Below are 14239 nucleotides of genomic sequence, written 5' to 3' on the forward strand. Positions count from 1 at the left end.
GATGTCATGGCGCATTTTGATCTGGTTAAAAGAGAGCCGCTTCTTCAAGAGAAGTTTTATCTTGACGATGTGTCGTATTTGAAAGAGAAGTACTTTGAGCGGAGTGCTGAGGAATTTTTGGCTAGGTCTTGGCCAGACTACGTTAATGTGGAGGGGTTAAGTTGGGGGTGGTGCTTTCAGTCACTTGAGCTATTGATTGAATTGTATTCAGGGGGTGAGCCAATAGAGTCCCTCCGGCCCTATGCTGAACATGTGTTTTCTCAGTTTCAGCGGCATAAGCAGGCTTTTCCAGATTTTTCATTGAAAATTTGGGAGCCGGACGCGTATCAGTACTCGCTCTGGCTTCTATCGTTTGCAGTGCTGTTCAACAAGCCCGGGCGCATCAGACAAATCGCAGGTTTTTTGAGTGAAGCCCCAGATGACGGTGAGGACATCCTGTTGCGGCAACTGTTTTCCCGTGTGGGGGTGACGATCCCCGGGAGTACGTTGATTCATGAGCGCCCCTACCATGAATTGCTCAATGCCGTAACTACTGAGAAGGATGAGCAGCAACAGGCAGTGCGTAGTTACCTGAAGCAGTGGTATCGCGGCATGCGCAACTGTTATTGGCATGACCGGCACAAGGCACGAAGCGATGCGGGTTTCTTTGGCTATTGGGCCTTTGAGGCAGGATTGGTCACTGTGTTGTGGGGCGTCGACGATACGCCCTATAGAGATCTTCCTTTCTACCCGAAGGATTTGGTAGACGATGCTCGCAAGCGTCAAGTTATCAAAAGCTTCCCTGAACAACTGCAAAGCGCGCCGTATTCGGATGCGCTTGCCAGGTCGGGCGAAATTTGCCCGCGCACGGGCGTGTGGGTATGTGATGAATGGGCGGTGGGGCCCCAGACATTCATGCAAGGCGTAGAGATGCCGAGCGAAAATGGGCGCTCTCTGGTTTGGCGCTTGGTGAAAGGCTTATAGCGTGCGGGAGGGCCAATGGGCCAGTTCGACAGCATCAAGCGCGACCCGTGGATGGTCGAGCAGCATTACCTGGCTTCGACGCGTGAAAAAGAGCAGGAATTCGCCGACCCTGACGCCCAGGCATTGCTGATCGGGCCAGCCGAGCACAGGCATCACTACCGTGGCCTTAGCCGCGACTGGGCACACATGGCACTGGAGCTGGCAGTGCAGCGGTATTCCGGTGGCGAGCCGATGGAACTGGTGGAGGCCTATGCAGACTATGCGTTCGCCCAGTTCGCCCGGCATTTTTCGGCGTACCCGGCATCCAGCGAGCAGTTGCGCCCTTGGGTGTCGGATGAATACCGGCTTGCCTTGTGGCTGCTGTCGCTGGCGGTGCTGTGCGGTTACCCCGAGCGTGTCGGCCAGATACTGGGCTGGCTGAACCAGAACGACGAGCGCAGCCCCGACCTGCTGCTGCATCGCCTGTTCCAGCGGCTGGGCAAGGCCTACCCTGGCACCTTATTGCTTCACCCCGAACCTTATGGCGCCTTGCTGGAGAGCCTCGACCTGAAAGGGCCCGCGCAGCATGACGCGCTCATGCACTATCTCGGGCAGTGGTACGCCAATGCGCACGATTGCTACTGGTATGAGCGCCACACCTGGGCACGGAGCGACCACTTGGGTTATTGGGCCTTCGAGGCGGCACTGGTGGCGTTTTTATGGTCAGTGCAGGGTGATGGCCTGGAAAGCGCTCCCCACTTTTACCCGCAGGCGCTCGTCGAAAGGGCGCATTACCGACGCCTGGGCAAGCAGTTCCGCGATCCGGAAACCGCCAGGCGCGAGGATGCCCCAGGCTGGCCTTCCGGCACACCTTGCCCATGGCCCGGTTACTACGTCTGCGTCGAGCGCATGGTAGGTGAGCAAGTGTTCATGCACCAGGTACCTTTCCCTGAGATCGATGGCCAGGTCGTGCACTGGCGGCTGTCGAAAACGTTCTGATGGCGCTGCCGGCATGCGGGCCTGGCGCCTCACATGATTCGGGAGTGGCAACAATGCCTGCCATCGTTCTGCTGGGTCACCCTCATCACTGCCCGTCGTGCGGACCGACCAGCATCAGCAGCGGCTCCAGCCTGTTCTTCGTCAACGGCAGGGCAGCCGCCAGGGTTGGCGACAGGCTCGGGTGTGGGGCGGTGATTACCAGCGGCTCGGCACTGATGATGGATGATGGGCAGCCGCTTGCCAGGATCGGCGATGCCACCAGTCATGGCGGTACCCTGGAAAATGGCGATAATAGCTGGCTGCTCGATTGAGCGATGCGGGAGCAGTTCAGCTCCCACAGGGACGGGGCAGGTTCAGAGGCTGACGGCCTTGCCGTCTGTGCGCGCTTGCGCCAGCAGCAGGTTCAGTTGGGCGACCTGTTGGCGCAGTTGGTCACGTTCGTCCTTCAGTTTACGCAGCTCATCACGGCGCACAGAGACATAGAGGGTCTGGGTTGGGGTTGCAGGCATCAAGGTACCCATGAGCACACCTCGCGGTTTTGGCTAGTGACAAGTCAAAGCGTAGACGCTTCACGCGGGCGCATTCTGAATTCTTTCGCAGGCCTTGGGAACTTTTTTGTTTATCGTGGTCTCGCCGTTCGTCGCTGAACCCTCGATCGGTTCGCTGGACTAATCTGAAAAGCTGGATTGTGTTGTCATTTATTTCGAAAGGGGAGCATCGGCTCATGCAACTGGGAATCATCGGGCTGGGCCGCATGGGCGGCAATATCGCAAGGCGCCTGATGCGCGCCGGCCACCGTACTGTGGTGCATGACCGCAACCGTGAGGCCATCGACGGCCTGGAGAGCGAAGGCGCCCAGGGCGCGCACGACCTCGGTGCGCTGGTACAGAAGCTGAAAGCACCGCGTGCGGTGTGGGTAATGCTGCCGGCCGGCGAGCCCACCGAGCAGACCATCGCCCAACTGGCCGAACTGCTGGAACCGGGCGATGCGATCATCGACGGCGGTAACACCTTCTACAAGGACGACGTGCGCCGCGCCGCCGAGCTGGCCAAGCGCGGGCTGCATTACCTGGACGTCGGCACCTCCGGTGGCGTGTGGGGCCTGGACCGTGGCTACTGCATGATGATCGGTGGCGAAAAGGATGTGTTCGAGCGCCTGGAGCCGCTGTTCAAGGCGCTCGCGCCGGGGGTGGGTGACATCCCGCGTACCCATGGCCGCAGCGGCGAGCATCAGCGTGCCGAACACGGCTACATCCACGCCGGCCCACCCGGTGCCGGGCACTACGTGAAAATGGTGCACAACGGCATCGAATACGGCCTGATGCAGGCCTATGCCGAAGGTTTCGACCTGCTGCGCAGCAAGGGCGGCAACGAACTGCCGGAAGACCAGCGTTTCGACCTGAACGTGGCCGAAATCGCCGAAGTGTGGCGGCGTGGCAGCGTGGTCACCTCGTGGCTGCTCGACCTCACTGCCGATGCGCTGGTGGCCGACCCGCAGCTGTCGCAGTTCAGTGGCTCGGTGTCTGACAGTGGCGAAGGCCGCTGGACCATCGACGCCGCCGTCGAGCAGGCGGTGCCGGTGCCGGTACTGTCCAGCGCACTGTTCGCCCGCTTCCGTTCGCGTCAGCAGCAGGGCACCTATGGCGACAAGATTCTCTCGGCCATGCGCCTGGGCTTTGGTGGCCATGTCGAGAAGAAAGGCGAATGACCAAACAGAGTATTCCGGCCGCACCACCCTGCACCCTGTTCCTGTTCGGCGCCAATGGCGACCTGGTCAAGCGCCTGCTGATGCCGGCGCTGTACAACCTCAGCCGTGACGGCTTGCTGGACCGCAACCTGCGCATCGTCGGGGTCGACCACAACCCGGCCACTGCCGAGGAGTTCGCCGGGCGCCTGCATGCCTTCATGGTCGAGCGTGACAAAGGTGGCGAGGACACGACCAAGTGCCTGGACGAGAAGCGCTGGGCACGCCTGGCCAAGCGCCTGGATTACCAGACCGGCGATTTCCTCGACCCGGCCACCTACCAGGCCCTTGCCAGGCGCATCGACACAACCCGCCATGGCAACGCCATCTTCTACCTGGCGACCTCGCCGCGCTTCTTCCCCGAGGTGGCGCAGCGCCTGGGGCAGGCCGGGCTGCTCGACGAATCGGCCGGCGGCTTTCGTCGCGTCGTGGTCGAAAAGCCCTTCGGCACCGACCTGGCCAGCGCCGAAGCGCTCAACGCCTGCCTGCTGAAGGTGATGGGCGAGCGGCAGATCTACCGCATCGACCATTACCTGGGCAAGGAGACGGTGCAGAACATCCTGGTCAGCCGCTTCTCCAACGGTTTGTTCGAATCGTTCTGGAACAACCACTACATCGACCATGTGCAGATCACCGCCGCGGAAACCGTCGGTGTCGAGACCCGAGGCGCGTTCTATGACAGCACCGGGGCGCTGCGCGACATGGTGCCCAACCACTTGTTCCAGTTGTTGGCGATGGTGGCCATGGAGCCCCCGGCCGCGTTCGCCGCTGATGCCGTGCGCAGCGAAAAGGCCAAGGTGATCGGTGCCATCCGCCCATGGTCGGCGAAGATGGCCCTGAAAAACTCCGTGCGTGGCCAGTACAGCGCCGGCAAGCAGGGGCGCAAGCAGTTGCCCGGCTACCGTCAGGAGGCCAACGTTGCGGCCGATAGCCAGACCGAGACCTATGTGGCGCTGAAGGTGATGATCGACAACTGGCGCTGGGCCGGGGTGCCGTTCTACCTGCGTACCGGCAAGCGCATGAGCGTGCGTGACACCGAAATCGCCATTTGCTTCAAGCCTGCGCCTTATGCGCAGTTCCGTGAATCGGAGCTGGAACGGCCCAAGCCCAACTACCTGAAAATCCAGATTCAGCCCAACGAAGGCATGTGGTTCGACCTGCAGGCCAAGCGCCCCGGGCCGGAGCTGGTGATGGAGAATGTCGAGCTGGGCTTTGCCTACAAGGACTTCTTCAAGATGACCCCGGCGACCGGCTACGAGACGCTGATCTACGACTGCCTGACCGGTGACCAGACCTTGTTCCAGCGGGCTGACAACATCGAAAACGGCTGGCGCGCGGTGCAGCCGTTCCTCGATGCCTGGGCCCAGGGCGGCGAGGTGCATGAGTACCCGGCCGGTGAAGACGGGCCCGAGGCCGGCAATGAATTGCTGGCGCGGGACAAGCGGGAGTGGCACAGCTTGGGCTGAGTTTGTTTGTAAAGCCTGTGCCGGCCTATTCGCGGGTAAACCCGCTCCCACAGGGATATCGATGGTTTCAAGGCCTGTGATGTACCTGTGGGAGCGGGTTTACCCGCGAAGAGGCCAGCACAGGCAACCACACAAAGACGTCTCAATGTCCGCCCACATCGAAGACTATGCCCTGATTACCCGGTTGTTTCAGGCTGCCTGATATAAAAGTGTGAAACGACCGGAGTAGACTAGGGCAAACCCTTTCGGCACGGAGCACACATGGGCATTCGCGGTACTGACCGGCAGATCGACAACATCGAGTTCAATGTCAGCGACATCGCACGGAGCAAGGCCTTCTACGGCAGTGTGTTCGGCTGGGCGTTCACCGACTACGGGCCGTCCTACACCGAGTTCAGTGATGGCCGGCTGACCGGTGGCTTCACCACGGGGGAGCCGGTGCGCCCGGGCGGGCCGCTGGTCATCTTGTACGCCGACGATCTGGAGGCTACGCAGCAGCGGATCGAAGCAGTCGGGGCGAAAATCAGCCGGGCCACCTTTGCTTTCCCTGGCGGGCGGCGCTTCCACTTCATCGACCCGGATGGTTATGAGCTGGCGGTGTGGACGGCCCAAGCCTGATGGCCAATCACAAGATCGAAATCCGCCGGCGCAATATCGAGAAGATCCTGCAGGCGGCGGAAAAGGTGTTTGCCGAGAAAGGCTACGGCGCCACCTCGATGGGGGATATCGCCGAGCAGGCCGAGTTGCCGCGTTCCAACCTGCATTACTACTTCAGCACCAAGGACGACCTGTTCCGCGCGGTGCTGCAGGATCTGCTGGATGTGTGGAAGCAGGACGCGCTGTGCTTCGAGAACTTCGACGACCCGCGCGTGGTGCTGACCAGTTACATCCGGGCGAAGATGGGCCATTCGCGCTCGCGGCCGCTGGGTTCGAAGATTTGGGCCGAAGAGATGCTGCACGGGGCGCCGGTACTGGGGGTGAGCCTGGATGAAAGCCTGGTGCCCTGGGCCAAGCTGAAGGAAGCCAAGATCCGCCGCTGGGTGGAGGAGGGGCGCATCCTGCCGGTGGAGCCGTCGGCGCTGTTGTACATGATCTGGGCTTCGACCCAGCACTATGCCGACTTTGGTTACCAGGTGGCATTGCTCAATGGCGGGGAGGCGTTGTCGGACATGGCCTTTGAAAATGCCGTGCAGACGGTGACCAGTGTGATCTTGCGGGGGATCGGGCTGGAGCCTTGAGGTCGGGGCCGCCGCGCGGCCCTTCGCGGGTAAACCCGCTCCCACAGGTGTCTTGCTGCCCTCACAAGCGGCGCGGTCCCTGTGGGAGCGGGTTTACCCGCGAAGGGCTGCGCAGCGGCCCCAATGGGTTTCAGCTGGCCTCGCGGTAGGGATTACGCGGGTCCTGCGTCCAGTTCAGGTACGGCTTGCCGGTGTCCTGTGCCACCATCTCGATGCAACTCTCCACCGGGCAGGTGATCTGGCACAGGTTGCAGCCTACGCATTCCTCCTCGATCACGTTGTAGGCATGCGTGCCATCCGCCTTCAGCGTGCTGGCAATCGCCTGGTGCGAGGTATCCTCACAGGCAATGTGGCAGCGCCCGCAGCCAATGCATGCCTGCTGGTCGATGTGCGCCACCGACTTGTAGTTCATGTCCAGGTACTTCCAGTCGGTGGTATGCCCCACCGCCTGGCCGCGGAACGCCTCGATATTGCGGTGCCCGTGCTGGTCCATCCAGCGCGCCAGGCCGTCCTTCATGTCCTCGACAATGCGGAAGCCATGCAGCATGGCCGCCGTGCACACCTGCACGGCACCACTGCCCAGGGCCATGAACTCGGCGGCATCACGCCAGCTGCCGATGCCGCCAATGCCGCAGATCGGCAAGCCGTGCGTTTGTGGGTCGCGGGCGATTTCCGCCACCATGTTCAGGGCAATCGGCTTTACTGCCGAACCGCAGTAGCCGCCATGGGTGCTCTGGTCACCGACGATGGGGTGGGCGACCATGCGGTCGAGGTCGACGCTGGTGATCGAGTTGATGGTATTGATCAACGACACCGCATCGGCCCCGCCACGATGCGCGGCGCGGGCCGACTGGCGGATGTCGGTGATGTTCGGCGTGAGCTTGACGATCACCGGCAGCGAGCAATACGTCTTGCACCAGCGGGTGACCATTTCCACGTACTCCGGCACCTGGCCGACTGCCGCGCCCATGCCGCGCTCCGGCATGCCGTGCGGGCAGCCGAAGTTCAGTTCGATGCCATCGGCCCCGGTGGCTTCCACCAGCGGCAGGATGAACTTCCAGGACTGCTCCTCGCACGGCACCATCAGCGACACGATCAGCGCGCGGTCGGGCCAGTCCTTCTTCACCTGGGTGATTTCGCGCAGGTTGATGTCCAGGGAGCGGTCGGTGATGAGCTCGATGTTGTTGATGCCCTGCACCTGGCGGTTGGGGCCATAGTGCGCCGAATAGCGTGACGACACGTTGACCGCCGCCGGGTCTTCGCCCAGGGTCTTCCACACCACGCCGCCCCAGCCGGCCTCGAAGGCGCGGACCACGTTATAGGCCTTGTCGGTTGGCGGTGCGGAGGCCAGCCAGAAGGGGTTGGGTGCCTTGATGCCGGCAAATTCGATGGACAGGTCGGCCATTTACGCAGCCTCCACGTTGAGCATGAGTTGGGCATGGATGGCTTCGGCGGCCAGCTTGCCGTGTTGCACGGCCTGGACGGTCAGGTCCTGGCCCAGGGCGGTGCAGTCGCCGCCGGCATATACGCCTGGCAGGCTGGTCTGCATCGTTTCGTCGACGCGGATGCGCTCGCCGTCGCGTGCCAGTTGTGCGGCCACCGGGTCGCCGAGGCTGGCGTCGTCGAAGCGTTGGCCGATGGCCTTGAAGATGGCATCGGCGGCCAGCTCGAAGGTTTCGCCGGTGTCGCGCAGGTGGCCGCCTGCCAGCTCGGTGCGGACAAAGCGCATGCCGCGCACCTTGCCGGTGTCGTCCAGCAGCACGGCATCGGGGCGGGCCCAGGTGTGCAGGCGCACCTGGTTGGCCTTGGCGATGTCCTGCTCGTGGCCAGTGGCACCCATGTCGGCATGGCCACGGCGGTACACAAGGTTGACGTCGCGGGCACCCAGGCGGCTCATCTGCACGGCCATGTCGATGGCGGTGTTGCCGGCGCCGATTACCAGGCAGCGGTCGGCCAGGGGCAGCTGCGTCAGGTCATCGGCCTGACGCAGCTCGCGGATGTATTTGGTGGCGGCGAGCAGGCCGGGGGCTTCTTCATCCGGCAGGCCCAGCTGGCGCACGGCATTCAGGCCGAGGCCGAGGAACACTGCGTCGTACTGGTCGCGCAGTTCACCCAGGCCGAGGTTGCTGCCCAGGCGCTGGCCATGGCGGATCTCGATGCCACCGATGCCGAGCAGGAACTCCACTTCACGCTGGGCGTAGTCGTCCACCAGCTTGTAGCGGGCGATACCATACTCGTTGAGGCCACCGGCCTTGTCGCAGGCCTCGAACACCACCACATCATGCCCGTGCATGGCCAGGCGATGGGCGCAGGACAGCCCGGCAGGGCCGGCACCGACCACGGCGACGCGCTTGCCGGTGGCCGGCGAGCGCTGGAACGGGTGCTCGGTGAAATGGGCGTTGTCCAGGGCATAGCGCTGCAGCTGGCCGATCAGCACCGGTGCGCATTCCTGCGCGTTGTTGCGCACGCAGGCTTGCTGGCAAAGGATTTCGGTGGGGCAGACGCGGGCGCAACTGCCGCCGAGGATGTTGGCCGAGAGGATGCGTTCGGCGGCGCCTTGCAGGTTTTCGTCGCTGATGCGGTGGATGAACGACGGGATGTCGATGTCGCTGGGGCAGGCGTTGACGCAGGGGGCGTCGTAGCAATACAGGCAGCGTGCGCTTTCGACGGCGGCCTGGCGGGCGGTGAGGGGTGGGGCCAGGTCGCTGAAGCGCTCGGCCAGCTGGTCGGCGCCGGCCCGGGGGCGCGGCAAGTGGTTCAGGGCGTCGATCACGGTTGTAGCCTCTCTATTTTTTATGGATGCAGGCGACAAGCATTGCGGTGGTTTCCGGGGCCGCTGCGCGATGGGCTGCGCAGCAGCCCCAATGGCTTCAGCGCTGCACGGGCGTCGGCCGCTGCACTTCGGCCCGGCGCCCCAGCACCTCATACACCGACGGGTACGCCGGCCGCTCCACATACCGCCCCGCGCCCTTTTCCGCGCGCAGGTCGCCATCGGCCCAGAGCACCTTGCCCTGGCTGATGGTGTGGCTGGGGATGCCGCGCACGGTACGGCCTTCGAAGATGTTGAAGTCCACCTGCTGATGGTGGGTCTTGGCCGAGATGGTACGGGTGCCTTGCGGGTCCCACAGCACCAGGTCGGCGTCGGCGCCAACACGAATGGCGCCCTTGCGCGGGAACAGGTTGAAGATTTTCGCGGTGTTGGTGGAGGTCAGCGCGACGAACTCATGCACCGACAGGCGCCCGCTGTTCACCCCGGCATCCCACAGCACCGCCATGCGGTCCTCGATGCCGGCAGTGCCGTTGGGGATACGGCTGAAGTCGTCACGGCCCATGGCTTTCTGTTCGGCGCAGAAGCAGCAATGGTCGGTGGCGGTGGTGTGCAGGTTGCCCGACTGCAGCCCGCGCCACAGCGCCTCCTGGTGTTCGCGCGGGCGGAACGGTGGGCTCATCACGTAGCCTGCGGCGGTGGCCCAGTCCGGGTCACGGTAGACGCTGTCATCCAGCAGCAGATGGCCGGGCAGGACCTCGCCGTACACCGGCTGACCCTTGCCCCTGGCATAGGCGATTTCATCCAGCGCTTCACGGCTGGAAACATGCACCAGGTACAGCGGCGTACCCAGCGTTTCGGCAATGCGGATGGCGCGGCTGGCCGCCTCGCCCTCGACCTGGGAGGGGCGTGACAGCGGGTGGGCTTCCGGCCCGGTCAGGCCCTGGGCCAGCAGTTTTTTCTGCAGGTGGTACACCAGTTCGCCGTTCTCGGCATGCACGGTGGGCACCGCACCCAGTTGCAGGCAGCGCTCGAAACTGGCCACCAGGGTGTCGTCGGCGGCCATGATCGCATTCTTGTAGGCCATGAAGTGCTTGAAGCTGTTCACCCCGTGTTTGGCCACCAGTTCGCCCATCTCTTCGGCCACCTGCTCGCTCCACCAGGTGATGGCGACATGGAAGCCATAGTCGCTGGCGCTTTTCTGCGCCCAGCCGCGCCAGGTGTGGAACGCCTCCAGCAACGACTGCTGCGGGTTGGGGATGACGAAGTCGATGATCGAGGTGGTGCCACCGGCCAGGCCCGCAGCGGTGCCGCTGAAGAAGTCCTCGCTGGCCACCGTGCCCATGAACGGCAGTTGCATATGGGTGTGCGGGTCGATGCCGCCGGGCATCAGGTACTGGCCGCTGCCGTCGAGGATCTCGCAGTCGGTGGGTGGTTCAAGGTTTTGCCCGATGGCGCGGATCAGGCCATCGGCACACAGGACATCGGCGGGGTAACTCTCTTCGTGGGTGACCACGGTGGCGCCACGGATCAACAGGGACATGCCGTTTTCCTCGCAGGCTGACCGGTCTGGGCCGGTTCTTGGAATTTTCTTGGTACAGGGCGGGCAGGGTGGTTAATCCTGTCAGGCCTGACAAGATTGGAGGCTAGATGCTGATCCTCGATTCATCAAGAAAATTTTCCCATTAATTTTGTGGTTTTTAAGTGATTGAAATTAGAGGATTAAATTGTTTTATGGCGCTGACTATGGGGCTTTTGAAAACTTTGACTGACTTGACAAGATGAAAATCTGGTCAAGATTTTCAAGCACATAAAGCGTGTGTACTCCGGCCATCGCAATAGCCCGCTGGGCAAACAACTACAAGAAAATCTGGAGAAAGCCCCATGCAGCAGAGCAGATCGGAAGTGGTCGAGCAGGATGGCCTGTTCGAGCTGTCCGAGGGCAGCGATGTCCTCGACAGCCCGCGCTACAACCACGACATCGCCCCGACCAAGGTGCACCAGCGCACCTGGAACAAATGGCACATCACCGCCCTGTGGGTGGGCATGTCCATCTGCGTGCCCACCTACACCCTCGGCGGCGTGCTCACCGCCTACTTCGGCCTCAGCGTGGGCGAGGCCTTGCTGGCGATTCTGCTGGCCAACCTGATCGTGCTGATCCCGCTCACCCTCAACGCCTTCCCCGGTACCAAGTACGGCATCCCGTTCCCGGTGCTGCTGCGATCGTCGTTCGGCATTATCGGCTCCAACGTGCCATGCCTGATCCGCGCGGTGGTCGCCTGTGGCTGGTTCGGCATCCAGACCATGTTCGGCGGTCTGGCCATCCACCTGTTCCTCGGCTCGGTGTTCGACGGCTGGAAGGCCCTGGGCGGCACCGGCGAGGTGATCGGCTTCATGATCTTCTGGTGCCTGAACCTGTGGGTGGTGCTGCGTGGCGCCGAGTCGATCAAGTGGCTCGAAACGCTGTCGGCGCCGCTGCTGGTGGCAGTGGGCATCGGCCTGCTGTTCTGGGCCTTGCCGCACATGTCGATGACCGAACTGCTGGCCCAGCCGCCCAAGCGCCCGGAAGGGGCGAGCATGCTCGGCTACTTCTGCGCCGGGCTTACCGCCATGGTCGGTTTCTGGGCCACGCTATCGCTGAACATTCCCGACTTCAGCCGCTACGCCCGCAGCCAGAAGGACCAGATTCTCGGGCAGATCTTCGGCTTGCCGCTGACCATGTTCCTGTTCGCCGCGCTGGGCGTGGTGCTGACCGCTGCCTCGGCGTCGCTGGTTGGCGAGACCGTGTCCGACCCGGTCAGCCTGATCGGCAAGATCCACAGCCCGTTCTGGGTGGCCCTGGCCATGGCGCTGATCGTGATCGCCACGCTGTCGACCAACACTGCGGCGAACATCGTGTCGCCGACCAACGACTTCCAGAACATCGCCCCGCGCCTGATCGGGCGCAGCCGCGCGGTGTGGCTTACCGGCTTCATCGGCCTGGCGCTGATGGGCCATGAGTTGCTGAAGAAGCTGGGCTGGATCGTCTCCGACCTGAGCCTGGAGAGCGTGTACTCCAACTGGCTGTTGGGCTATTCCAGCCTGCTGGGGCCGATCGCCGGGATCATGGTGGTGGACTACTTCCTGATCCGCCAGCAGAGGCTGGACCTGGCCGGGTTGTACCGCGACGACGTGTACCCGGCATGGAATCGGGCCGGGTTTGCCGCCTTTGCGCTGCCGGTGGCGCTGACCGTGATGGCCATTGGCAACAGCAGTTTCAGCTGGTTCTACGACTACGGCTGGTTCACCGGTTCGCTGCTGGGCGGGGCGCTGTATTACCTCTTTGCCGGCGTGCTGGCGCGCAGCCCGGCGCGGGTGGCCAAGCCTTTGCCGTGAGACCGCGCTGGCTCCTTCGCGGGTAAACCCGCTCCCACAGGTAAAGCGCTGACCTCGGGACCTGCGCTGTACCTGTGGGAGCGGGTTTACCCGCGAAGAGGCCGGCACAGACAACAAAAATGCCTGAGGAAAACCCCATGACCCCAGCTCAACAAGTACTGCAATCCAGCCAGCACCACATCGACAGCACCCGCCTGTGGCAATCCCTGATGGACCTGGCCCGCCTCGGTGCCACCGCCAAGGGCGGCGTGTGCCGCCTGGCCCTGACCGACCTCGATCGCCAGGCCCGCGACCTGTTCGTGCAATGGTGCGAGGCCGCCGGTTGCTCGGTCAGCATCGACGCCGTCGGCAACATCTTCGCCCGTCGCCCGGGGCGTAACCCCAAGCTGCCCCCGGTGATGACCGGCAGCCATATCGACACCCAACCCACCGGTGGCAAGTTCGACGGCTGCTTCGGGGTGATGGCCGGGCTGGAGGTGATCCGCACCCTCAATGACCTGGGCGTGGAAACCGAAGCGCCGCTGGAAGTGGTGGTGTGGACCAACGAGGAAGGTTCGCGCTTTGCGCCGTGCATGATGGGTTCGGGGGTGTTCGCCGGCAAGTTCACCCTGGAGGAAACCCTGGCCAAGCGTGACGCCCAGGGTGTCAGCGTTGGCGAGGCGTTGAACGCCATCGGCTACGCCGGCCCGCGCGCTGTATCAGGCCACCCGGTGGGGGCCTATTTTGAAGCGCACATCGAGCAGGGCCCGATCCTCGAAGACCAGGCCAGGACCATCGGCGTGGTGCTGGGCGCATTGGGCCAGAAGTGGTTCGACCTGACCCTGCGCGGTGTCGAGGCCCATGCCGGCCCGACGCCGATGCACCTGCGCAAGGACGCCTTGGTCGGTGCGGCGGCGGTGGTGGAGGCAGTCAACCACACTGCCCTCGGTCACCAGCCCCATGCCTGTGGCACGGTGGGTTGCCTGCAGGCCTACCCGGGCTCGCGCAACGTGATCCCGGGCGAAGTGCGCATGACCCTGGACTTCCGTCATCTGGAGGGTGAGCAACTGGATGCGATGATTGCCGATGTGCGCGCGGTGATCGAGGCGACCTGTGCCAGGCATGGCCTGAGCTACGAACTGGTACCCACGGCCGATTTCCCGGCGCTGTACTTCGACCAAGGGTGTGTCGATGCCGTGCGCGAGTCGGCGCAGGCGCTGGGCCTGCCGCACATGGACATCGTCAGCGGGGCGGGGCACGACGCGATCTTCTTGGCCGAGCTGGGGCCGGCGGGGATGATTTTCGTGCCGTGCGAGAACGGTATCAGCCATAACGAGATCGAGAACGCCACGCCCGAGGACCTGGCGGCGGGCTGCGCGGTGTTGCTGCGCGCGATGCTGGCGGCGTCGGAGGCGATTGCCAGCGGGCGGTTGGCGGCATAGTGGAGCGGCGGGTTGTGGAGGGCTTCGCATGTATTCGCCACAACATCTTCATCGCCTGTGAAATCGAGCGCCGCCCGCGCGGCGCTTCGCGGGACAAGCCCGCTCCCACATTTGTTGCAACGTGCCGAACCTGACAGGCCGTGGTTGTCAGCCTTGTTGCCTTGAGGCGGTTTTCCGGCTGGCGCTACCGCCGCCTCACCGGCCTCAAACAATGCACCAAGGCGCGCAACGCCTCTCTTGCAGGCATGGCCACGTTGCAACAAATGTGGGAGCGGCCTTGTGCCGCG

At 63.5% G+C, this 14239-nt stretch carries 13 protein-coding genes; 9 read left to right on the forward strand and 4 right to left on the reverse strand.

The genetic code is table 11. The annotated features are described in order from the left end of the window. The first annotated feature begins 6 nt into the window (after positions 1-6). Genes J5M71_RS07260 through J5M71_RS07270 form a run of 3 tightly spaced genes read left to right on the forward strand, consistent with a single transcriptional unit; the run spans position 7 to position 2252 of the window. Positions 7-963, forward strand: a complete 957-nt coding sequence (locus J5M71_RS07260; RefSeq protein ID WP_207831140.1) for a PoNi-like cognate immunity protein — start codon at positions 7-9, stop codon at positions 961-963. A 15-nt stretch (positions 964-978) separates the two neighbouring features. Then, positions 979-1941, forward strand: coding sequence for a PoNe immunity protein domain-containing protein (locus tag J5M71_RS07265; protein WP_207831142.1), 963 nt, complete (start codon positions 979-981; stop codon positions 1939-1941). A gap of 53 nt (positions 1942-1994) precedes the next feature. Beyond that, on the forward strand, positions 1995-2252 hold the full coding sequence (locus J5M71_RS07270) for a PAAR domain-containing protein (protein WP_207831144.1): 258 nt from the start codon (positions 1995-1997) through the stop codon (positions 2250-2252). A gap of 42 nt (positions 2253-2294) precedes the next feature. Here J5M71_RS07270 and J5M71_RS07275 read toward each other — a convergent pair whose 3' ends face one another. Next, positions 2295-2462: a DUF6026 family protein gene (locus J5M71_RS07275; protein WP_013973320.1), complete on the reverse strand. Its 168-nt coding sequence runs from the start codon at positions 2460-2462 to the stop codon at positions 2295-2297. Between the two features lie 152 nt (positions 2463-2614). Between J5M71_RS07275 and gnd the strand changes: the two genes are divergently transcribed. The 4 genes from gnd to J5M71_RS07295 all read left to right on the forward strand — a co-directional run bounded on the left by gnd (position 2615) and on the right by J5M71_RS07295 (position 6389). Continuing rightward, positions 2615-3649, forward strand: a complete 1035-nt coding sequence (gnd, locus tag J5M71_RS07280; protein WP_267933413.1) for a phosphogluconate dehydrogenase (NAD(+)-dependent, decarboxylating) — start codon at positions 2615-2617, stop codon at positions 3647-3649. Then, positions 3646-5151: a glucose-6-phosphate dehydrogenase gene (zwf, locus tag J5M71_RS07285; RefSeq protein ID WP_207831146.1), complete on the forward strand. Its 1506-nt coding sequence runs from the start codon at positions 3646-3648 to the stop codon at positions 5149-5151. The genes gnd and zwf overlap by 4 nt, the downstream gene beginning before the upstream one ends. 261 nt (positions 5152-5412) lie before the next feature. Continuing rightward, complete coding sequence (locus J5M71_RS07290; RefSeq protein WP_087500006.1) at positions 5413-5769, forward strand: VOC family protein; 357 nt, start codon at positions 5413-5415, stop codon at positions 5767-5769. Continuing rightward, positions 5769-6389 (forward strand): TetR/AcrR family transcriptional regulator, encoded by a 621-nt coding sequence (locus J5M71_RS07295; RefSeq protein WP_063913067.1) that lies wholly within the window; start codon positions 5769-5771, stop codon positions 6387-6389. The genes J5M71_RS07290 and J5M71_RS07295 overlap by 1 nt, the downstream gene beginning before the upstream one ends. Positions 6390-6519: 130 nt before the next feature. On the opposite strand, the gene preA is transcribed toward J5M71_RS07295, so the two are convergent. The 3 genes from preA to hydA form a co-directional block, all read right to left on the reverse strand. Beyond that, positions 6520-7794, reverse strand: coding sequence for an NAD-dependent dihydropyrimidine dehydrogenase subunit PreA (gene preA, locus J5M71_RS07300; protein WP_207831148.1), 1275 nt, complete (start codon positions 7792-7794; stop codon positions 6520-6522). After that, positions 7795-9162, reverse strand: coding sequence for an NAD(P)-dependent oxidoreductase (locus J5M71_RS07305; RefSeq protein ID WP_207831150.1), 1368 nt, complete (start codon positions 9160-9162; stop codon positions 7795-7797). It abuts the gene before it with no gap. Positions 9163-9259: 97 nt separating this feature from the next. Then, on the reverse strand, positions 9260-10699 hold the full coding sequence (gene hydA, locus J5M71_RS07310) for a dihydropyrimidinase (protein ID WP_207831152.1): 1440 nt from the start codon (positions 10697-10699) through the stop codon (positions 9260-9262). A gap of 341 nt (positions 10700-11040) precedes the next feature. Between hydA and J5M71_RS07315 the strand changes: the two genes are divergently transcribed. Together J5M71_RS07315 and J5M71_RS07320 are read left to right on the forward strand one after the other, a co-directional pair. Next, positions 11041-12531 (forward strand): NCS1 family nucleobase:cation symporter-1, encoded by a 1491-nt coding sequence (locus J5M71_RS07315; protein ID WP_207831154.1) that lies wholly within the window; start codon positions 11041-11043, stop codon positions 12529-12531. A 137-nt stretch (positions 12532-12668) separates the two neighbouring features. Then, positions 12669-13952, forward strand: a complete 1284-nt coding sequence (locus tag J5M71_RS07320; protein ID WP_207831156.1) for a Zn-dependent hydrolase — start codon at positions 12669-12671, stop codon at positions 13950-13952. Positions 13953-14239: the final 287 nt, after the last annotated feature.

The organism is Pseudomonas sp. 43(2021), assembly GCF_017490805.1.
Lineage (GTDB): Bacteria > Pseudomonadota > Gammaproteobacteria > Pseudomonadales > Pseudomonadaceae > Aquipseudomonas.

Excerpts from the sequence above, each read along its gene's own strand:
- J5M71_RS07260 (WP_207831140.1), top strand. The coding sequence starts at position 7 with ATGGCGCATTTTGATCTGGTTAAAAGAGAGCCGCTTCTTCAAGAGAAG.
- J5M71_RS07265 (WP_207831142.1), top strand. The coding sequence starts at position 979 with ATGGGCCAGTTCGACAGCATCAAGCGCGACCCGTGGATGGTCGAGCAG.
- J5M71_RS07270 (WP_207831144.1), top strand. The coding sequence starts at position 1,995 with ATGCCTGCCATCGTTCTGCTGGGTCACCCTCATCACTGCCCGTCGTGC.
- J5M71_RS07275 (WP_013973320.1), bottom strand. The coding sequence starts at position 2,462 with ATGGGTACCTTGATGCCTGCAACCCCAACCCAGACCCTCTATGTCTCT.
- zwf (WP_207831146.1), top strand. The coding sequence starts at position 3,646 with ATGACCAAACAGAGTATTCCGGCCGCACCACCCTGCACCCTGTTCCTG.
- J5M71_RS07290 (WP_087500006.1), top strand. The coding sequence starts at position 5,413 with ATGGGCATTCGCGGTACTGACCGGCAGATCGACAACATCGAGTTCAAT.
- J5M71_RS07295 (WP_063913067.1), top strand. The coding sequence starts at position 5,769 with ATGGCCAATCACAAGATCGAAATCCGCCGGCGCAATATCGAGAAGATC.
- preA (WP_207831148.1), bottom strand. The coding sequence starts at position 7,794 with ATGGCCGACCTGTCCATCGAATTTGCCGGCATCAAGGCACCCAACCCC.
- hydA (WP_207831152.1), bottom strand. The coding sequence starts at position 10,699 with ATGTCCCTGTTGATCCGTGGCGCCACCGTGGTCACCCACGAAGAGAGT.
- J5M71_RS07315 (WP_207831154.1), top strand. The coding sequence starts at position 11,041 with ATGCAGCAGAGCAGATCGGAAGTGGTCGAGCAGGATGGCCTGTTCGAG.
- J5M71_RS07320 (WP_207831156.1), top strand. The coding sequence starts at position 12,669 with ATGACCCCAGCTCAACAAGTACTGCAATCCAGCCAGCACCACATCGAC.